We start from the raw sequence: 21,550 nt of genomic DNA, 5'->3' as shown, positions 1-21,550 counted from the left end.
GCCTGCCCGCGAAGGGGGCTGCGCGGTCGGTCAGACTGAGCGCGTGATCGTTCTTCGCGGGCAAGCCTTGCTCCTACAGGTCATTCGTTGGTCAGGCGGCTTGTCGCAGTTCAGGCTCGGGGGCGGCTCCCTTGCTGCGAGCATCCTTCGGGCCGAACACTTCCCGTGGTTCCGGAAACATACTCAGCAGCGCCAGGTACACCAGCGACGCCAGTCCCAAAGTCACCGGCAAGCTGATGTCGATGCCGCCGGCCAGATCGCCGAGCACACCGACGAACTGCCCCGGCAGGTTGACGAAGCACAAACCCACTAGCGCACTCGGGATCCACGCGCCCAGACCGCGCCAGTTCCAGCCGTGGGTGAACCAGTAACGCCCACCTTTTTCGCCGCGAGTGAACACTTGCAGGTCGTCCGGGCAATAGAATCCGCGACGCACAACGAGGCCGATGATCATGATCACCATCCAAGGCGTGGTGCAGGTGATGATCAGCACAGCGAAGGTCGAGACGCTTTGCACCAGGTTGGCGGCAAAGCGCCCGATGAAGATGAAAGCGATCGACATCACGCCGATCAGCAACGTCGCTTTGACCCGCGACAACACGCGCGGGAACACGCTGGACATGTCCAGGCCGGTGCCATAGAGGGAAGTGGTGCCGGTCGACATGCCGCCGATCACCGCGATCAGGCACACCGGCAGGAAGAACCAGCTCGGCGAAACTGCCAGCAGGCCGCCGACGTAATTGTTCGCGGCGATGTAGTCCGGTGCCTTGATCGCAACGATGGTCGCGGTGGCGAGGCCGAACAGGAACGGGATCAATGTTGCGAGTTGCGCGCCAATCACCGCCAGCATGATCCGAGCCTTCGGCGTTTCTCGCGGGATGTAGCGCGACCAGTCGCCGAGGAAAGCGCCGAAGGAAATCGGATTACTCATGGCCACCAGCGCGGCACCGATGAAGGCTGCCCAGAAACCCGCCTGACCGACCGCGACGGTGCCGGCGAACTGGCTGTCGAAGGTCGGCGCGAAAGCAAAGATGCCGAGCAGGAACAACAGGCTGGCGGCCCATACCGCGATGCGATTGACCCACAACATGAAGCGGAAACCGTAGATGCACACGGTCAGCACGAGGATCGCGAACAAACCGTAGGCCAGGCCCAGCGTCAGGTCGGTTTCCGGCAGACCGATCAGGCGTTTGGCGCCACCGATCAGCGCATCACCCGAGCTCCACACCGACAACGAGAAAAACGCGATAGCGGTCAGCAGCGACAGAAACGAGCCGACAATCCGCCCATGCACACCAAAATGCGCACCGGAAGACACGGCGTTGTTGGTGCCGTTGAGCGGACCGAACAGGCCCATCGGCGCCAGAATCAGCGCGCCGAGCACCACGCCCAGCACAATTGCCCACACGCCGGCCTGAAACGACAGCCCGAATAACACCGGAAAACTGCCGAGTACCGCAGTGGCGAAGGTATTGGCGCCGCCGAAGATCAAGCGAAACAGATCGCTGGGTTTGGCGTCGCGCTCATGGTCGGGGATCTGTTCAACCCCGTTTGTTTCAATGCTGCTAAGGCTTTTTTCTTTGTTGTTGTTATTCATGATCAGCTCCGATCATAAAGGCGCGCTCATCGTGCGTGAGCGTCACCTGTTTGGCTAAGGGGGTGGCAGCCCTTCCGGCATCGCGGACAAATGTTCATGACAGGCCAGCCATAGGCCTTGTTGTTCTTGGCCAGACGCTTGTTTTTTGAAAACAATCGTCTCGCGCTCCTGGCTGAAATGTTGCTCCCCTTGCATGCGCAGCTCGGTGGCGACGTCATGGATGAAAATCGCCACATCACCTTGCAGGCTGACGAAGGCGTTGCTCGAGGTGCACGAAAGCACTTCGAAGCCATCCTCGGCGCGCCAGTTGTCCCACAACGCCTGATAGGCGTCGCGCGACAACAGTGGCTGTCCGAGGGTGTAGAACACGAAGCTCGCGTCGCTGCTGAATGCACCGAAATAAGCTTCGCGATCGTTACGGGCGAAGGCGCTCACCAGATTGGCGGCGGCTTGCAAAACCTCATCGCGCTCGTTCATGACCAGCCCTCAGCGGTGTGCTACGCCAGGCAGTACGCAGAGCATTTCGTAAAGCAGATTGGCGGCGAGCAGCGAGGTGTTGCCGGTGGTGTCGTAAGCCGGCGAGACTTCTACCAGATCGCAACCGACGAGGTCGAGGCCCTGGCAACCACGGACGATTTCGATCGCCTGAATGGTAGTCAGACCGCCGATTTCCGGGGTGCCGGTGCCAGGCGCCCAGGCCGGGTCAATGCCGTCGATGTCGAAGCTCAGGTATACCGGACCGCCGCCGACTTTCTCGCGGACTTCGGCCATCAGCGGTGCCAGGGATTTGTGCCAGCACTCTTCAGCCTGAACCACACGGAAACCTTGTTTGCGGCTCCAGTTGAAGTCTTCGGAAGTGTAACCCTGCGCCCGCAGGCCGATTTGCACGACGCGATCCGGGTCCAGCAGACCTTCTTCGACGGCGCGACGGAACGTGGTGCCGTGGGCGATTTTCTCGCCGAACATGTGATCGTTGACGTCGGCGTGGGCGTCGATGTGCACCAGCCCGACCTTGCCGTGCTTTTTATGGATCGCCCGCAGGATTGGCAGCGTGATGGTGTGGTCACCGCCGAGGGTCAGCGGGATCACGTCGTGTTCGAGGATGTTGTGGTAGGACTCTTCGATGATCCGCACGGCGTCGAGCAGGTTGAAGGTGTTGATCGCTACGTCACCGATGTCGGCAACCGACAGCGAGTCGAACGGCGCGGCGCCGGTCGCCATGTTGTACGGGCGGATCATCACCGATTCGGCGCGGATTTCGCGAGGTCCGAAACGAGTGCCGGGGCGCAGCGAAGTACCGATGTCCAGCGGCACGCCAATGAAGGCGGCGTCGAGGCCGGCAGCGGTAGGCAAGTGGGGGAGTCGCATCATGGTGGCGATGCCGCCGAAGCGCGGCATTTCGTTGCCGCCCAGTGGTTGGTGAAGAATCTTGTCCACGGGTAGGGCCTCATCGTCGTTGTTTTATTTATGTCGGCGCGCCGTTCTCGGAAGGTCGGGCACCGCTGTGGCCGGATGATGCGAAATGTAGTGGGCAGGAAGAATCGCTACGGGCAAATACTTAGTTCAGATTTTTCTAAACTAATGGCTGAAGGGGGATTAGACTTTGCGGCATTGAGTTTTGTACTCGCCTCAAGAACGACCCCTCACCCTAACCCTCTCCCCAGAGGGTAGAGGGGACTGACCGAGGTGTTCTCGGGAATTACATCGACCTGCAATATCGAGTCGAACTCAGGATTTGAAAGTCATGGAGATCGGCTCCCTTTTCCCCTCTCCTCGGAGGGTAGAGGGGACTGACCGAGGTGTTCTCGGGAATTACATCGACCTGAAATATCGAATCGAACTCAGGATTTGAAAGCCATGGAGATCGGCTCCCTTTCCCCCTCCCCTCAGGGGGTAGAGGGGACTGACCGAGGTGTTCTCGGGAATTACATAGACCTGAAATATCGAATCAAACTCAGGATTTGAAAGCCATGGAGATCGGCTCCCTTTCCCTCTCTCCTCAGGGGGGAGAGGGGACTGACCGAGGTGTTCTCGGGAATTACATCGACCTGAAATATCGATTCAAACTCAGGATTTGAAAGCCATGGAGATCGGCTCCCTTTCCCCCTCGCCTCAGGGGGTAGAGGGGACTGACCGAGGTGTTCTCGGGAATTACATCGACCTGAAATATCGAATCAAACTCAGGATTTGAAAGCCATGGAGATCGGCTCCCTTTCACCCTCTCCTCAGAGGGTAGAGGGGACTGACCGAGGTGTTCTCGGGAATTACATGGACCTGAAATATCGAATCAAACTCAGGATTTGAAAGCCATGGAGATCGGCTCCCTTTCCCCCTCTTCTCAGGGGGTAGAGGGGACTGAACGAGGTGTTCTCGGGAATTACATCGACCTGAAATATCGAGTCAAACGCAGGATTTGAAAGCCATGGAGATCGGCTCCCTTTCCCCCTCTCCCCCGTGGGGAGAGGGTTGGGGTGAGGGGGGGATTCAACAGGCAACACATTTCTAAAGCCCGGAGCTCCCATGGCCAATGCTTTACCCGACCTGAAACTCCTGCGTATTTTTGTCAGCGTGGTGCGGCATCAGGGGTTTGCCAACGCCCAGCAAGAGCTCAACCTCTCGACCTCGGCGATCAGCACCTACATGAGCCAGCTCGAAGCGGCGCTCGGTCTGGTGCTGTGCCATCGCGGGCGCGGTGGGTTCAGCCTGACCAGCAAAGGCGAGTTGTTTCATCAGGAAACCTTGCGGCTGCTGGGCGAACTCGAAGGTTTCGAGCAATACGCCGCCGCGTTGAAAGGCGAATTGCGCGGCACCCTCAACCTCGGCGTGATCGATTCGACCGTCAGCGACAAGGCCTTGCCTTTCGCCGAAGCCATCGGCGCCTACAGTCAGGAGCACCCGGCGGTGCATTTGCACCTGTCGGTCATGAGCCCTTACGAACTGCAACTCGGCGTGCAGGACAACCGCCTCGACCTCGCCATCGGCGCGTTTTCCACGCGCATGAGCGGGTTGGTCTACATGCCGCTGTACCGCGAACAACACTGGTTGTATTGCAGCAGCCGCCATCCGCTGTTCAGCGAACGGCGCATCCCCGAGCAAGTCATCACTCAGCAACGCATGGTCGGTCGGGGTTATTGGAGCCAAGCTGAACTGGCGCGCCACGGTTTCAAACACAGCGCCGCGACGGTCGAAAGTATGGAAGCGCAACTGATTCTGGTGCTCTCCGGTGCCTACATCGGCTACCTGCCGGAGCACTACGCGCAGGCGTGGGCCGACAAGGGCGATTTGCGCGTATTGCTGCCGGCGACGTTCGGCTATCAGGCGCCGTTCTCGATGATTGTGCGCCGTGGCCGCAGTCGCGAACCGCTGATCCAGACGTTCCGCGATCTGCTTAAAGCGCAGCTCAACCAGGCTGCTTGAAGGAAAGGCCCGTATGCCCAGAATCCACTGCCCGCGCTGTCTGCGCCCACAAACCCATTGCTTGTGCCCGATGATCCCGCGCCTTGACAGCCGCACGCGGGTGTTGCTGTTGCAGCATCCGAGCGAAGTGAACCATGCGTTGAACACCGCGCGACTGGCGGCGCTGGGGCTGACCAATGCCGAGTTGATTGTCGGCGAAGTGTTCGAGGATTTGCCGAGCCTGTTGAACCGGCCGGGGTATCAGGCGCGGTTGTTGTTCCCCGCCGATGACGCGCAGCCGTTGCAGGCGTATGCCGAAAATGCTCTGCCGTTATTGCTGGTGGTCCCTGACGGTACTTGGCGCAAGGCGCGCAAGATGTTGCACCTCAATCCGCTGCTGGCGGCGTTGCCGCGTGTGACGTTGGCGGGCGGCGGGGTGTCGCGGTATCGACTGCGCAAGGCCCCGGGGCCAGGGGCGTTGTCGACGGTGGAAGCGATTGTGCAGGCGCTGCAGGTGCTGGAAGCGCCGACATCGTTCGAACCGCTGTTGAAACCGTTCGAGGCGCTGATCGAAGGGCAGATTGCGGCGATGGGCGAGGAGACTTACCAGCGTAATCACGGCCCGAAATAGGCTGCGCCTGAAAGGGCCTCATCGCGAGCAAGCTCGCTCCCACAGGGTTTGAGTCGTACACAAATAATGAGCACAGCACACAACACTGTGGGAGCGAGCTTGCTCGCGATAGCGCTGTAACCATCACAGCAAATTCCAGCCAGGGACTAGCGCTCGCGCATCGCCTCGGTCCGCGCTTTCAGCACCGGTTTGAGCAGGTAATCCAGCACGCTTTTCTCGCCGGTAATAATGTCCACCGTCGCCACCATTCCCGGAATGATCAGCAGCGGTTTGGCGTCGCCGCCCAAATGGTTTTTGTCGGTGCGAACCTGGATCAGATAGAAGCTATTGCCCTTGTCATCGGTGATTGTGTCCGCGCCGATTAGCTCAAGCTTCGCGCTCAATCCGCCATAAATCGTGTAGTCGTAGGCACTGAACTTGACCATGGCTTTCTGGCCCGGGTGCAGGAACGCCACGTCCTGCGGGCGGACCTTGGCTTCGATCAGCAAGTTGTCTTCCAGCGGCACGATTTCCACCATGTCGCTGCCCGGTTGCACCACGCCGCCAATGGTGTTGACCTTCAACACCTTGATGATCCCGTGCACCGGCGACACCACCGTGGTGCGGGTCACGCGGTCTTCGATGGCGATGCTCGACGCGGTGATTTTCGACAGGTCGGTGCGCTTCTCATTCAGCTCCTTGGCCGCGTCCGAGCGGAAGGATTGCTCCGATTCGTCGATCTTGCTTTTGATCTCGTTGATCGCCGATTCCGCCCGCGGAATCGCCAGCGTCGTCGCATTCAGCGAGCCGCGAATTTCCACCGCGCTGCGTTTCAACCGGAGGATTTCCACCGGCGAAACCGCGCCCGTGCCAACCAGCGGCGCCGACATGTTCATCTCTTGATTGAGCAACGCCAAGCTCGAACTGAACTGCCCCTGTTTCGAGCGGAATTCCGCCAGTTCCTGGGTTTTTTGCCGAAGTTGTTCCGTCAGCGTGCGCTGCTCACTGGCCAGTCGACGCTGGCGTTGTTCGTACAGCGAACGCTCGTCTTCAGCGACTTGCGGTGCCTTGGCGATCACCTCCGGCGACAGCTTGAACGGCCGTCCTTCAGCCTCGGCCGACAGCCGCTCGACTTGCGCGGTCAACGCATAACGATCCGCCTCGCTCTCACCCTTGTTCGACAGAAACCGCGTGTCATCGAGGCGCAGCAGGGTGTCGCCCTTGTTGACCATTTGCCCTTCGCGAACAAAGATTTCGGTGACGATGCCGCCCTCGAGGTTCTGGATGACCTGGATTTTGCTCGACGGAATCGCCTTGCCTTCGCCCATGGTGACTTCTTCGAGCACGGCGAATTTGGCCCAGACCAGTCCGGAAATCAGCAACCCGGCGGCCAGCCACACGGTGATCCGCGACAGGCGCGGCGAATCCTGCAGCGCCGCGCCGGCGGTTTCCGGCATGTATTCGCTTTCCGCACTCTTGCTGAAACTGCCGAAATAGCCGCGATCCTTGGGTGTGTTGTGCGAAGTGTCGGACGATGAACGCGCCATGGGTAGCTCCTAGACCGCCGCAGAGCCGACACGGCCCTTGCGCAATGCATCGATGACCGCTTCTTTCGGACCGTCGGCGACGATCCGCCCGTTGTCCAGCACCACCAGCCGATCCACCAGGCTCAGCATCGAAGTGCGGTGCGTGACCAGCAGCAGGGTTTTGCCCTCGACCCAGGTGTGAAGTTTTTGCCGCAGAACGTCTTCGCTGCTGTTGTCCATCGCGCTGGTCGGTTCGTCGAGCAGCATGATCGGCGGGTCGAGCAACAATGCGCGCGCGAGCAATACCGCTTGGCGCTGACCGCCGGAAAGCAACTGGCCTCGCTCACCGACCGGGCGGTCGAAGCCTTGCGGATGTTGCCGGGCAAGCTCCGTGACACCGGTCAATTCGGCGACTTCGAGCATGCGTGAATCGCTGATGTATCGCGCGCCGAGCGTCAGGTTGTCGCGCAGGCTGCCGGCCAGCAGCGGCAAGTCGTGGGCGACATAACCGATCTGTTGGCGCAGGTCGGCGACGTCGAGTTGCCGCAGGTCGAGGCCATCGAGCAGCAGTTGGCCGTCTTCCGGTGTGTAGAAACCCATGACCAGCCGCGCCAGAGTGCTTTTGCCCGAACCGCTACGGCCGATGATGCCGATCCGTTCGCCGGGTTTGACGCTGAAACTGATGTTGGCCAGCGCCGGGGCATTCTGGCCGTTGTAGTGAAACGTCACGCCGTTGATGTCCATCGCGCCTTGCAGCTGCGTACGCTCCAGCGGCCGTTGTTTGGCGTCGCGTTCCTGCGGCAGCGACATCAGCGCGTCGGTGCTTTTCATGGTCAGTTGCGCTTGCTGGTAACGGGTGATCAAACCAGCGATCTGTCCCAGCGGCGCGAGCACGCGGCTGCCGAGCATGTACGTCGCGACCAGCGCGCCGACGCTGAGGTTGCCGGCGATGATGCTGTAGACCCCGGCGACGATGGTCGCCATGCCAGAGAATTGCTGGATGAACAGCGTGCCGTTGGTCGCCAGCGCCGAGAGATTGCGCGCGTGGCTGTCGAGGCGGGTGAGGGCGCCGTGGGTGCTTTCCCATTTGTGCTGGCGTTCGCTTTCAGCGCTGCAAGCCTTGAGCGTTTCCAGGCCGCCGAGGGTTTCGATCAGCAATGCCTGGCGTTCGGCGCCGAGGCTCAAACTCTTCTGCACGGTGTCGCGCAGACGCACCTGGATGATCATCGCGAAAATGATCGTGATCGGAAACGCCAGCAGCGGAATCACCACCAGCCAGCCGCCGAGCAAACCGATGACTACCAGCATCAGCACGGCAAACGGCAGGTCGATCAGGCTGGTCAGGGTGACCGCGGTGAGAAACTCGCGCAGGCCCTGGAAGTCATGAATGCTCTGGGCAAAACCGCCGATGGTCGCCGGCCGCGACTTCATCGACATGCCGGTGATGCGTTCGAACAGCGTCGCCGAAAGAATCACGTCGGTTTTCTTGCCGGCGGTGTCCAGCAGATGCGCGCGGACCACGCGCAGCACCAGTTCAAATCCGGTGCCGATCAATAGACCGATCGCCAACACCCACAGGGTTGAGGTCGCCTGGTTCGGCACCACGCGGTCGTAAGTCTGCATGACGAACAGCGGGACCATCAGCCCCAGCAGGTTGATCAGGAAACTCGCAAGAATCGCGTCGCTGTACAGCCATTTCGACAGTTTCAGCGTGTCGCGAAACCACGCTTCGACCCGCGGCACCAGTGGTGAGCGCAGGTCTTCGAGTTCATGGCGCGGCCGGGCGAATAACGCCTGGCCGCTGTAATTGGTGGTCAGCTCTTCGAGGCTGACCCATTGTTCGCCGCCCTCGGCTTCGCTGGGCAGAATCAACAGTTGCCCATCATCGCCGAAGCGCCGCAGTACGGCGGTTCGACCGTTATTAAGTAGCAATAGCACCGGCAAGTTGAGCGCAGAGATATCCGCCAGATCTCGGCGCAGCAAACGCGCCTGCAAACCGGCCCGAGCGGCTGCGCGCGGCAGCAGGTCGAGGCTCAGGCGTTGCTTGTTTAGCGGCAGGCCGGCACTCAGGCTGGCGCGACTGACCGCCGCGCCATGCAATTTGCAGAGAATCAGCAGACCGTCCAGAAGCGGGTCATCGAAGCTCAGGCGCGGGTCAACACCCGTGTTGCCGGGTTCCATGCTGGTCAAATCGAGCGCTCCCGTTGTTGGCAAAGACATCTACACATCGCCTCGCGCACGGAGCTGCCGAAGGCTGCGAGGTTTTGTCACTGGGATTTAGCCCCGGAACAAAAAACTGCAGCCTGCGATAGCACCTGCTGGGGTTATCTCAGTTCTGGCAAACGCGCTTCGTTCTTCACTTCGCTGGAGGCGATCGCATCGGCAGGCAACACCACGCGTTGTTTGCTCAGCAACAGGCCCATGTTCGAGAGCACGCGGTACATCGAGTATTCCTCGGTGTAGCGCACTTCGGTGTAGCGACGGTTGGCGTTGTAGAGCTCGTTTTCACTGTCGAGCAAGTCGAGCAGGGTGCGCTGGCCGAGGCCGAACTGGTCCTGATACGCCGCACGTACGCGTCGAGTGGTCTCGGCGTATTCGCGAGCGGTCGGGGTTTGTTTCTTCGCATTGACCATGGCGTTCCACGCCAGGTGAATGTTTTCGTTGAGCTGGCGCAAGGCGTTGTTGCGGATGTCCATCGCCTGATTGATCTGGTGCGCGTCGGACGCCAGACGGGCCTTGTCGCTGCCGCCACGGAACAGGTTGTAGTTCATCACCACGCCGACACGCCACTCGTTGTCGTGACCTTCGTCGCCCTGCACGTTGTTGTTCGCGCCGACTGCCGCTTCAGCGTCGAAGCGCGGGTAGAACGGCGACTTGGCAACTTCGTACTGGCTCTCGGCCGACTGCACGTCAGCCTGCGCGGATTTCAGGTACGGGTTGTTTTCGACCATGCTCTGCTGGGCTTCCGGCAGGGTGTTCGGCAACTCGCCACGGGTCGATGCCGGGGCTTCGAGCTCATCCGGCATGCGCCCGACGACGTTGAAGAAGTTCGACTCGGCGTCGGCCAGATCCACTTCAGCGGTGTCGAGGTTGTTCTGCGCCAATGCGCGACGGGCGGACGACTGATCGGAGTCGGCGTTGCTGCCGACGCCGCGCTGGGTGCGCAGGCCGATCTGGTCGTTGACGCGCATGTGCGCCTGCAAGTTGTTGGTCGCCAGCGTCACCAGTTCGCGGCGTTTGAGCACTTCGAGGTAAACCTCGATGGTGCGCAAGGCCAGATCCTGAGCGGTGCCCTGGGCGTAATAGGCACGGGAGTTGGATACGCCTTTGGTGCGCTCGACTTCATTCGAGGTGTTGAAACCGTCGAACAGCATCTGCCGCAGACGCAGCTCCGACTGGGTGTACGTGAGGATTTCGGTGTTGTGATTACCGAACGCCCGAGTGTTGGTGTTATCGCTGTAGCCGCGCCCGTAAGCGGCGTTCAAATCCACCGACGGATAGAAGCCCCCTTTGGCGACTTTCACTTGTTCATCGGCCGAAAGGCGCGCGTCCACACGCGAAGCAAGCTCGGGGTGAGTTGCGATGGTGCTTTGGATCGCATCGGTCAATGACATGGCCTGAGCCTGGGAAGTGCAGGCCATGGCCAGCAAAATCGCGCTGCAGAGGGGGGTAAAGAGGCGCATGGGTACTTCTCCCTTGTTTCCTATGGTGCTTAACTGTCGTCAAATGTTTGACGTTATTTTTAGTAAAACCGTTTCACTCTTGTAACAACAGAGCTAAGAACATTCTAGCGAAAACCTAAGAAGATTTTCTTCTAACGCTTATTCCAAAAAAAACTTATGCGCTCTAAAAAATCCGGCACATTGTTCAAACCGAAAGCCCTTGAATTACTAGCCTTACAGAGCTTGCAGGGGTTTTAAGGAAAGTTCCATCCACTTAGCGAAAAAGAGTGGAGAAGTGTTGGAGGGGAGGGAAGTGGGACGGTTTTCGAGCGGCATTTTTTTGTCACTCGAGTGATTCAACACCGTTACGCATCGTTCGCCGGGAGATTTTTCCGCTGGTAAGACCCAATGCCATTGATTGCACAGGGTTTTTATTCCAGGCAGGACTAGTTGGCCCGCGAGCGAAACGCCTGAGGAGAACGTTGTCGGAAACGCGATTTACCTCGGTAAACGCTTTTTGATCGACGATCCGCCGGGTGGACCGCTTCGCCGTCAGCACGTTTTTCACACCACCAGGTGCCGACAGCGGTTGGCAGCGCAGGAGATTTGCACATGGCTACGCTCATCGGAATCGTCAGTAAGGTTATTGGTCAGGTGTTTGCGGTCGCGAGCGACGGTACCCGACGTGCATTGATCGAGGGCGACAGACTGTTCGCCGGCGATCAATTGGTCACCGGGGCTGAAGGCGCGGTGGCTGTGCATCTGCAAAATGGCCAGGAACTGACGCTCGGGCGTGGCAGCAGCCTGCAACTGACCGCACAACTGCTCGCGCATCAGGCGCCGCATGTCGAAACTGCCGATGCGGTGACGCCAAGTCAGGGTCAACTGACGGACGTCGAGCAATTGCAACAAGCCATCGCCGCCGGTGAAGACCCGACCAAGGTCGGCGAAGCCACTGCGGCCGGTCCGGAAGGCACAACCACACCGGGTGGTGCAGCGGGCGGCGGGCACAGTTTTGTATTGCTGGAAGAAGTCGGTGGCCGGGTTGATCCGAACATTGGTTTCCCGACCGAAGGCTTCGGCGGCATTCCGGAGTTTCCGGAAGAGCGGCGCAACGCTGATGTCGATCAGGGTGACGACGCACCTGCGGTGGTCGTGCCGCCCGTGAACAATATCGTCACCCTCGGCGGCCTCGATAACGCTGGCGGTGAATTGACCCTCAACGAGGCCAATCTGCCGGACGGCTCGGCAGCCAATTCGGCGGCCCTGACGCAGAGCGGCACTTTCACGGTGAACGCGGCCGATGGCCTGCAGAGTCTGAGCATCGGCGGCATCAACGTGATCAGCGGCGGCGTCGCGGCAGGCTTCCCGCAATCGATCACTTCGCAACTCGGCAACACCCTGACCGTCACTGGTTACAACCCGGCGACCGGCGTCGTCAGCTACAGCTACACCCTCACCGGCAACGAAACCCATTCGGCCGGCGATGGCGCCAATAACCTCAGCGAACAATTCACCGTGGTCGCCGTCGACACCAATGGCGACACCGCCACCGGTTCGCTGGACGTCAACATCACCGACGACGTGCCGCTCGCCATCGACGACAACAACGGCGTCGCTTCGGAAACGCTGCTGACGCTCAATGGCAACGTGCTGACCAACGACGTGCAGGGCGCCGATCGCGTGCCTGTCGGGCCGAACAGCGGCCCGATCACCCCCGGCACGTTCGCCGGGACTTACGGCACGTTGGTGTTGAACGCCAACGGCACGTACACCTACACGTTGAATACCAGCGACGCCGATTTCAAAGCGCTGACCGGTGGCGGCAACGGCACCGAAACGTTCGCCTACACCCTCACCGATGCGGACGGCGACAGCAGCACGGCCAACCTGGTGCTGCAGATCCAAAACAATGACGATCCCGTGAGCATCGGCGGCCTGAACATTGGCGGCGGCGAGCTGACAATCTTCGAGAAAAACCTCAGCGAAGGCAGTGCGCCGGATGCGGCAGCGCTGACCCAAAACGGTACGTTCACCATCACCGCGCTGGACGGCGTGCAGGCGCTGACGATCGGCGGCATCAGCGTGGTCAGCGGCGGCGTGGCGGCAGGTTTCCCGCAATCAATCGCCACCGGTTTGGGCAATACCCTGACCATCACCGGGTTCGATGCGACGACCGGTGTGGTCAGTTACAGCTACACGTTGAATGGCAACGAAGCGCATCCGGACGCCAATGGTGCGAATGGTTTGCCTGAGCAATTTGCGGTGACCGTGGTCGACGACAACGGCACCACGGCGACCGGTTCGCTGGACGTCAACGTCGTCGACGATGTGCCGCAGGCAGTCAACGACAGCAACGCTGACACCGCGTCCGAAACCTTGCTGACGCTCAACGGCAACGTGCTGACCAACGATGTGCAGGGCGCCGATCGCGTGGCTACTGGCCCGATCACTCCAGGCACGTTCGCCGGGACTTACGGCACGTTGGTGTTGAACGCCAACGGCACTTACACCTACACCCTGAACACCACCGACGCCGATTTCAAAGCGCTGACCGGTGGTGGCGACGGCACGGAAAACTTCACCTACACGTTGACCGATGCCGACGGCGACACCAGCACCGCAACCCTGGTGTTGCAGATCCACAACAACGACGATCCAGTGACGATTGACGGCCTCAACGTCAACGGTGGCGAGCTCACGGTTTTCGAGAAAAACCTCGAACTTGGCAGCGCACCGGACTCCACCGCGCTGACCCAAAACGGTACGTTCACCATCACTGCGCTGGACGGCGTGCAGACGTTAACTGTCGGCGGAATCGCTGTCGTCAGCGGCGGTGTATCCGCCGGATTCCCGCAATCAATCGCCACCGGTTTGGGCAACACGCTTACCATCACCGGGTTCGATGCAACCACCGGCGTCGTCAGCTACAGCTACACATTGAACGCCACTGAAACCCACGCGAATGCCGACGGCGCCAACAACCTGCCTGAGCAATTTGCCGTCACCGTAGTCGACGATAACGGCACCACGGCCACCGGGTCGCTGGACGTCAATGTCATCGACGACCTGCCGCAAGCAGTCAACGACAGTAACGCTGATATCGCGTCCGAAACCTTGCTGACGCTGAATGGCAACGTCCTGACCAACGACGTCCAAGGCGCGGATCGCGTCGCCACTGGCCCGATCACTCCAGGCACATTCGCCGGGACTTACGGCACATTGGTGTTGAACGCCAACGGCACGTACACCTACACCCTGAACACCACAGACGCTGATTTCAAAGCGCTGACCGGTGGTGGCGACGGCACGGAAAACTTCACCTACACGTTGACCGATGCCGACGGCGATACCAGCACCGCAACGCTGGTTTTGCAGATCCACAACAACGACGATCCAGTGACGATTGACGGCCTCAACGTCAACGGTGGCGAGCTCACTGTTTTTGAGAAAAACCTCGAACTTGGCAGCGCACCGGACTCCACTGCGCTGACCCAAAACGGTACGTTCACCATCACTGCGCTGGACGGCGTGCAAACGTTGACCGTCGGCGGCATCAGCGTGGTCAGCGGCGGCGTATCCGCCGGATTCCCGCAATCAATCGCCACCGGTTTGGGCAACACGCTGACCATCACCGGGTTCGACGCAACCACCGGCGTTGTCAGCTACAGCTACACATTGAACGCCAACGAAGCACACGCGAATGCCAACGGCGCCAACAACCTGCCTGAGCAATTTGCTGTCACCGTCGTCGACGATAACGGCACCACGGCCACCGGTTCGCTGGACGTCAACGTCATCGACGATGTGCCGCAAGCAGTCAACGACACTAACGCTGATATTGCGTCCGAAACCTTGCTGACGCTGAATGGCAACGTCCTGACCAACGACGTCCAAGGCGCGGATCGCGTGGCCACTGGCCCGATCACTCCAGGCACATTCGCCGGGACTTACGGCACGTTGGTATTGAACGCCAACGGCACTTACACCTACACCCTGAATACCACAGACGCCGATTTCAAAGCGTTAACCGGTGGTGGCGACGGCACGGAAAACTTCACCTACACGTTGACCGATGCCGACGGCGATACCAGCACCGCAACGCTGGTTTTGCAGATCCACAACAACGACGATCCAGTGACGATTGACGGCCTCAACGTCAACGGCGGCGAACTCACCGTATTCGAGAAAAACCTCAGCGACGGCAGTGCCCCGGATGCGGCAGCACTGACCCAAAACGGTACGTTCACCATCACCGCGCTGGACGGCGTGCAAACCCTGACCGTCGGCGGAATCGCTGTCGTCAGCGGCGGCGTGTCTGCCGGATTCCCGCAATCAATCGCCACCGGTTTGGGCAACACGCTGACCATCACCGGGTTCGACGCAACCACCGGCGTTGTCAGCTACAGCTACACATTGAACGCCAACGAAGCACACGCGAATGCCAACGGCGCCAACAACCTGCCTGAGCAATTTGCTGTCACCGTCGTCGACGATAACGGCACCACGGCCACCGGTTCGCTGGACGTCAACGTCATCGACGATGTGCCGCAAGCAGTCAACGACACTAACGCTGATATTGCGTCCGAAACCTTGCTGACGCTGAATGGCAACGTCCTGACCAACGACGTCCAAGGCGCGGATCGCGTGGCCACTGGCCCGATCACTCCAGGCACATTCGCCGGGACTTACGGCACGTTGGTATTGAACGCCAACGGCACTTACACCTACACCCTGAATACCACAGACGCCGATTTCAAAGCGTTAACCGGTGGTGGCGACGGCACGGAAAACTTCACCTACACGTTGACCGATGCCGATGGCGATACCAGCACCGCAACCCTGGTTTTGCAGATCCACAACAACGACGATCCAGTGACGATTGACGGCCTGAATGTCGCTGGTGGCGAACTCACCGTATTCGAGAAAAACCTCGAACTCGGCAGCGCACCGGACTCCACCGCGCTGACCCAAAACGGTACGTTCACCATCACCGCGCTGGACGGAGTGCAGACGTTGACCGTCGGCGGCATCAGCGTGGTCAGCGGCGGCGTGTCTGCCGGATTCCCGCAATCAATCGCCACCGGTTTGGGCAACACGCTGACCATCACCGGTTTCGACGCAACCACCGGCGTTGTCAGCTACAGCTACACATTGAACGCCACTGAAACCCACGCGAATGCCAACGGCGCCAACAACCTGCCTGAGCAATTTGCCGTCACCGTGGTCGACGATAACGGCACCACCGCCAATGCAACGCTGGACGTCAACATCATCGACGACCTGCCGCAGGCCGCCAATGACAGCAACGCCAGCACCGCGTCGGAAAGCTTGCTGACGCTCAACGGCAACGTCCTGACCAACGACGTACAAGGCGCCGACCGCGTAGCTACCGGGCCGAATGCCGGGCCTGTCACTCCAGGCACCTTCACCGGCACTTACGGCACCCTGGTCCTTAACGCCAACGGCACTTACACCTACACCCTCAACACCAGCGACGCCGATTTCAAAAACCTGCACGGCGGCGGCAACGGCACGGAAACGTTCGCCTACACGCTGACCGATGCCGACGGCGATACCAGCACCGCTAATCTGGTGCTGAACATCCACAACAACGATGACCCAGTGACCCTCAACGGCCTCGACGTCGCGGGTGGCGAGCTGACCGTCTATGAGAAAAACCTCAGCGACGGCACCAGTCCCAACGCCACGGCCCTGACCCAAAGCGGCAGCTTCACCGTCACCGCGCTCGACGGTTTGCAGACCTTGACCGTGGGCGGGCTCAACATTGTCAGCGGCGGCGTGGTCGCAGGCTTCCCGCAATCGATCGTCACACCGCTCGGCAGCACGTTGACCGTCACCGGTTACAACGAAATTACCGGCGTGGTCAGCTACAGCTACACGCTGGTGGATAACGAAACCCATCCAAACGCCAACGGCGCCAACAGCATCACGGAAAACTTCACCGTGGTGGCGACCGACACCGACGGCAGCACTGCGACCGACCAGATCAACGTCAATATCGTCGATGACCTGCCGACCGCACACCCGGACAGCGCAACGGTGGCGGAGGGCGCGACGATCTCCGGCAATGTGCTGGATAACGACATCGGCGGCGCCGACGGTCCAGCGCTCAGCGGCGCGGTAGTGGGCGTGCGTGTTGGCGGCGACACCTCGACCTCGGCCATCGGTGGCTTGGGCACCAACATCAACGGCACCTACGGCTACCTGACGCTGGACGCCAACGGCAACGCGGTTTACCACAGCAACCCGAACGCCGTGAACGGCCCGGGCGCCACCGATGTGTTCACCTACACCGTGCGCGATGCCGATGGCGATGAAAGCACCACGACCATCACCATCGACGTGTCGAATAGCTGCATCAAAGCGGCCAGCGACAGCGACGTCACGGTCTACGAAAAAGCCCTCGACCTGACGAAGGATGGCCAGGACCTGGCGGCCGGCACCGTGGTCGGCAGCGATCCGACCAGCAGCGGCGAAACCGCCAGCGGCACGTTGGTCGGCTCGGTCACCGGCGCTATCGGCGCGATCACCTACAGCCTGGTTGGCAGCGCCAATGGCAACTATGGACAGATCCAGCTCAACGCCAACGGCACGTACACCTACACCCTGACTTCGCCGGCCAGCACCACGCCGCACGCCAACGATGGCGCGAACACGTTGACCGAAAGCTTCACTTATCAGGCCACCGATTCGCTGGGCAACATCACCAGCAGCACCACCGTCGTCAACATCGTCGATGACGTGCCGAAAGCCGTGAATGACAGCAACGTCGCCACGGCTTCGGAAAGCCTGTTGACCCTCAATGGCAACGTGTTGACCAACGACATTCAAGGTGCCGACCGCGTTGCAACCGGGCCGAATGCCGGACCGGTGACCCCAGGCACTTTCACCGGGACTTACGGCACTTTGGTGCTGAACGCCAACGGCACCTACACCTACACGCTGGACAGCAATGATGCCGACTTCAAAAACCTGCACGGCGGCGGCAATGGCACCGAAACCTTTGCCTACACCCTGACCGATGCCGACGGCGATACCAGCACTGCCAACCTGGTGCTGAACATCCACAACAACAACGATCCGGTGACGCTCAATGGCCTCGACGTCACGGGCGGCGAGCTGACCGTCTACGAGAAAAACCTCAGCGACGGCACCAGCCCCAATCCGTCAGCGCTGACCCAGAACGGTACGTTCACCGTCACCGCCCTCGACGGTCTGCAAAGCCTGAGCGTCGGCGGGATCAACGTGGTTGTCGGTGGCGTGGCGGCAGGCTTGCCGCAATCGATCGCCTCGCCGCTCGGCAGCACGTTCACCATCAACAACTACAACGCGACCACCGGCGTGATCAGCTACAGCTACACCCTGGTCGATAACGAAAGCCATCCGACCGCGAATGGCGCCAACAGCCTCACGGAAAATTTCACCGTGGTGGCGACCGACACCGATGGCAGCACCGCGTCGGGCCAGATCAACGTCAACATCGTCGATGACCTGCCGACCGCTGCTGCCGACACTGGCACCGCGATCGAAGGTGCGACCGTCAACATCAGCGTGCTCGGCAACGACGTGCTCGGTGCCGATGGCGCGGCGGCGGGCGGGGCGGTGATCGGCGTGCGCGCCGGCAGCAACACCGGCACCTCGGCGGTGGGCGGGCTCGGCACCAACATCAATGGCACCTACGGCTACCTGACGCTGGATGCGGCGGGCAACGCGGTGTATCACGCCAATCCGAACTCGGTGGGCGTGGCCGGTGCGACCGACACGTTCGTCTACACCGTGCGCGATGCCGACGGCGATGAAAGCACCACCACGATCAAAATCAACGTCACCGACAGCGGCCTCAAGGCTGCGGTCGATCAGGACGTAACGGTCTTCGAAAAAGCCCTCGACCTGAGCAAGGACGGCCTCGACCTGGCGCCCGGCACCGTCATCGGCAGTGACCCGAGCAACACCGGCGAAACCGCCACCGGCACGCTGGTCGGCGCCGTCACCGGCGGCAGCGGCGCGCTGACTTACAGCCTGGTCGGCAGCGCCACTGGCACTTACGGGCAGATGCTGCTCAACGCGGACGGCAGCTACACCTACACGCTGACTTCGGCGCCGAAAACTTCGCCGAGCGCCAACAATGGCGCGGATACCCTGAGCGAAAGTTTCACTTACAAAGCCACCGACGCGCTGGGCAACAGCACCACCAGCACCATCGTCGTCAACATTGTCGATGACGTGCCAAGAGCCGTGGCCTCTGAACGTTCGGTCACCGCGGTGGAAATCGATTCCAACCTGCTGCTGGTGATCGACGTGTCCGGCAGTATGGCGGACGCTTCCGGTGTGCCGGGCCTGTCGCGGATGGCGCTGGCCAAGCAGGCGATCAGTGCTCTGCTCGACAAGTACGACGACCTCGGCGATGTGCGCGTGCAGATCGTCACCTTCAGCAGCAGCGCCGCCGACAAGACCCCGATCTGGGTCGATGTCGCCACGGCGAAGTCGATCATTGCGACGCTGACGGCGGGCGGCGGCACCAACTACGACGCGGCGGTTGCGGCGGCGAAACTGGCGTTCAACACCTCCGGGCAACTGACCGGTGCGCAGAACGTCGGCTACTTCTTCTCCGACGGCAAACCTACCAGCGGCCAGGAAACCGGCACCGCCGACGAAGCAGCGTGGAAGGCTTTCCTCGACGCCAACGGCATCAAGAACTACGCGATTGGCCTGGGTAGCGGCGTCAGCAGTGCCAACCTCAATCCACTGGCTTACGACGGCAGCACCCACACCGATACCAACGCGGTGGTGGTGACCGATCTCAACCAGCTCAACTCGGTGCTGTCGGGCACGGTGCAGGGCGCTCCAGTCACCGGCACCTTGCTGGATGGCGGCACTTTTGGCGCGGATGGCGGTTTTATCAAATCCATCGTCGTCGATGGCACCACCTACACCTACGACCCGAAAGCCAACGGCAATCAGGGCTCGCTGAACTTCAGCGGCGGCGCCAACAAAGGCACGTTCAACACTGTCGACAACACCCTGAGCATCGCCACCAGTAACAGCGGCACGCTGGTGGTGAACCTCGACACCGGCGAATACAACTACATCTCGCAGAAAACCACGGCCGTGGTGATCACCGAGAACATCGGTTTCACCGTCAGCGACAATGACGGCGACCTGGCCAGTTCGTCGCTCACCATCAAAGTGATCCCGAACGCGGCGCCAGTTGCGGCCGATGACAACGTCATCACCAACGTGCTGTCGAGCAACATCGTGGTCCCGGGCGAACTGCTGCTGGCCAACGACACCGACGCCAATGGCGATCCGAAAACCGCGACCCCGACCACGTTCAACACCGGTTGGGTGGCCAAGGGTGCCGACTTCACCGGGACTGGCGCGGTGGGCTTCACCGGCACCGGCAACAACGCGGCCAACCAGGCCTTGGCCGACGTACGCAACTCGTTCGCGGCCAACTCTGCAACGATGACCGCCGTGCTGCTGGTCAGCGGCTACCTCGGCGCGGTCGCCGCTAGCAACGCCAACGATGAAGACATGATCACGGTGAAACTGAAACAGGGCGAAACCCTTAATCTCGATCACAACCTGGCTGCCGGTCATGTCGCCATGGAGTACTCGCTCAACGGTGGCGCGTTCGTCGCCATCGCCGACGGCGGCACCATCAACGCGACGTCCGATGGCACTTACCGGATTCACGTGACCAACATCACCAATACCAGCGGCACCAACACCACGGCGGCCGAAAACTATCAGCTGTCGATGAAGATCAACTACGCCGGCGCGCATGATCTGACGCCGGACTTCCACGGCACCTACACCGCCAACGATAACCATGGCGGCAGCGACACGGCGAACGTGACCATCAGCTATCAGGACGGCCATACCCTCACCGGTACGGCGGGCGATGACGTGTTGGTGGCCGGCACCGGCAACAACATCATCAACGCCGGCGACGGCAACGACGTGCTGACTGCCGGCAACGGCAACAACGAACTGCACGGTGGCGCCGGCAACGATTTGCTCTACAGCGGTCTGGGCAATGACCTGCTCGATGGCGGCACTGGCAGCGACACCGCCAGTTATGGCCATGCCACCGCCGGGGTCACGGTCGATTTGAGCCTGCTGACCGCGCAAAACACCCTCGGCGCCGGCACCGATACGCTGCTGGGTATCGAGAACCTCACCGGTTCCAATTTCAACGACACCTTGCGCGGCGACAACAACAGCAACGTGATCAACGGTGGTCTGGGCAACGACGTGCTCAACGGTGGCGGCGGCGATGACTTCCTGATTGGTGGCCTCGGCAACAACACCCTGACCGGTGGCGCCGGCGCCGACACCTTCAAATGGCTGGCGGGCAACAGCGGCCATGACGTGATCACCGACTTCACCCCAGGCACCGATCAGCTCGACCTGTCACAACTGCTACAAGGGGAGAACGGCACGGCCGCTTCGCTGGATGACTACCTGCACTTCAAAGTCACCGGCAGCGGCGCCTCGCTGGTCACCAGCATTGACGTCGGCGCAATGGCCGGCGCCACGCCGAACCAGACCATCGACCTGGCCGGCGTCAACCTCGCCAGCCAGTACGGTGTAACGCCGGGCGCGGGCGGCGTGGTGGCCGGCGGACACGACACGGCGACGATCATCACTGGCATGCTCAGTGACCACTCGCTGAAGGTCGATACCGTGTGATGCCGCAGGGCTGAAACGACAAAACCCGCCATACCTTTAT

At 60.9% G+C, this 21,550-nt stretch carries 9 protein-coding genes; 3 read left to right on the top strand and 6 right to left on the bottom strand.

The annotated features are described in order from the left end of the window. Window positions 1-91: 91 nt before the first annotated feature. From BLU01_RS05135 to speB, 3 genes are read right to left on the bottom strand one after another with little or no spacing between them, the layout of a single operon-like run. Window positions 92-1,597, bottom strand: a complete 1,506-nt coding sequence (locus tag BLU01_RS05135; protein ID WP_092271599.1) for a purine-cytosine permease family protein — start codon at window positions 1,595-1,597, stop codon at window positions 92-94. A gap of 54 nt (window positions 1,598-1,651) precedes the next feature. After that, window positions 1,652-2,074 carry a YybH family protein gene (locus BLU01_RS05130; RefSeq protein ID WP_092271597.1) on the bottom strand — a complete coding sequence of 141 codons (423 nt, stop codon included), beginning with the start codon at window positions 2,072-2,074 and terminating at the stop codon, window positions 1,652-1,654. Between the two features lie 9 nt (window positions 2,075-2,083). Then, window positions 2,084-3,034 (bottom strand): agmatinase, encoded by a 951-nt coding sequence (speB, locus tag BLU01_RS05125; RefSeq protein WP_092271595.1) that lies wholly within the window; start codon window positions 3,032-3,034, stop codon window positions 2,084-2,086. 1,083 nt (window positions 3,035-4,117) lie between these two features. On the opposite strand from speB, the gene BLU01_RS05120 reads away from it, so the two are divergent. Continuing rightward, complete coding sequence (locus BLU01_RS05120; protein ID WP_092271593.1) at window positions 4,118-5,014, top strand: LysR family transcriptional regulator; 897 nt, start codon at window positions 4,118-4,120, stop codon at window positions 5,012-5,014. 13 nt (window positions 5,015-5,027) lie between these two features. After that, entirely contained in the window at window positions 5,028-5,624 is a 597-nt protein-coding gene (locus BLU01_RS05115; RefSeq protein ID WP_092271591.1) for a tRNA-uridine aminocarboxypropyltransferase, read from the top strand. Between the two features lie 146 nt (window positions 5,625-5,770). On the opposite strand, the gene BLU01_RS05110 is transcribed toward BLU01_RS05115, so the two are convergent. The 3 genes from BLU01_RS05110 to BLU01_RS05100 all read right to left on the bottom strand — a co-directional run bounded on the left by BLU01_RS05110 (window position 5,771) and on the right by BLU01_RS05100 (window position 10,812). Continuing rightward, on the bottom strand, window positions 5,771-7,150 hold the full coding sequence (locus tag BLU01_RS05110) for an HlyD family type I secretion periplasmic adaptor subunit (protein ID WP_092271589.1): 1,380 nt from the start codon (window positions 7,148-7,150) through the stop codon (window positions 5,771-5,773). 9 nt (window positions 7,151-7,159) lie between these two features. Next, the gene (locus BLU01_RS05105) at window positions 7,160-9,319 is read right to left on the bottom strand and encodes a type I secretion system permease/ATPase (RefSeq protein WP_092271587.1); all 2,160 of its coding nucleotides are present in this window, start codon (window positions 9,317-9,319) and stop codon (window positions 7,160-7,162) included. A 134-nt stretch (window positions 9,320-9,453) separates the two neighbouring features. Further along, on the bottom strand, window positions 9,454-10,812 hold the full coding sequence (locus tag BLU01_RS05100; RefSeq protein WP_092271584.1) for a TolC family outer membrane protein: 1,359 nt from the start codon (window positions 10,810-10,812) through the stop codon (window positions 9,454-9,456). Window positions 10,813-11,403: 591 nt separating this feature from the next. Between BLU01_RS05100 and BLU01_RS05090 the strand changes: the two genes are divergently transcribed. After that, a complete protein-coding gene (locus tag BLU01_RS05090; RefSeq protein ID WP_231987131.1) occupies window positions 11,404-21,510 on the top strand; it encodes a retention module-containing protein in 10,107 nt (3,368 codons plus the stop codon). The last annotated feature ends 40 nt before the right edge of the window (window positions 21,511-21,550 follow it).

Origin of the sequence: Pseudomonas prosekii, assembly GCF_900105155.1 — a bacterium.
GTDB lineage: Bacteria > Pseudomonadota > Gammaproteobacteria > Pseudomonadales > Pseudomonadaceae > Aquipseudomonas > Aquipseudomonas prosekii.
The sequence above is the reverse complement of the archived record's forward strand: the minus strand, read 5'-3'. Positions and strand labels throughout refer to the sequence as shown.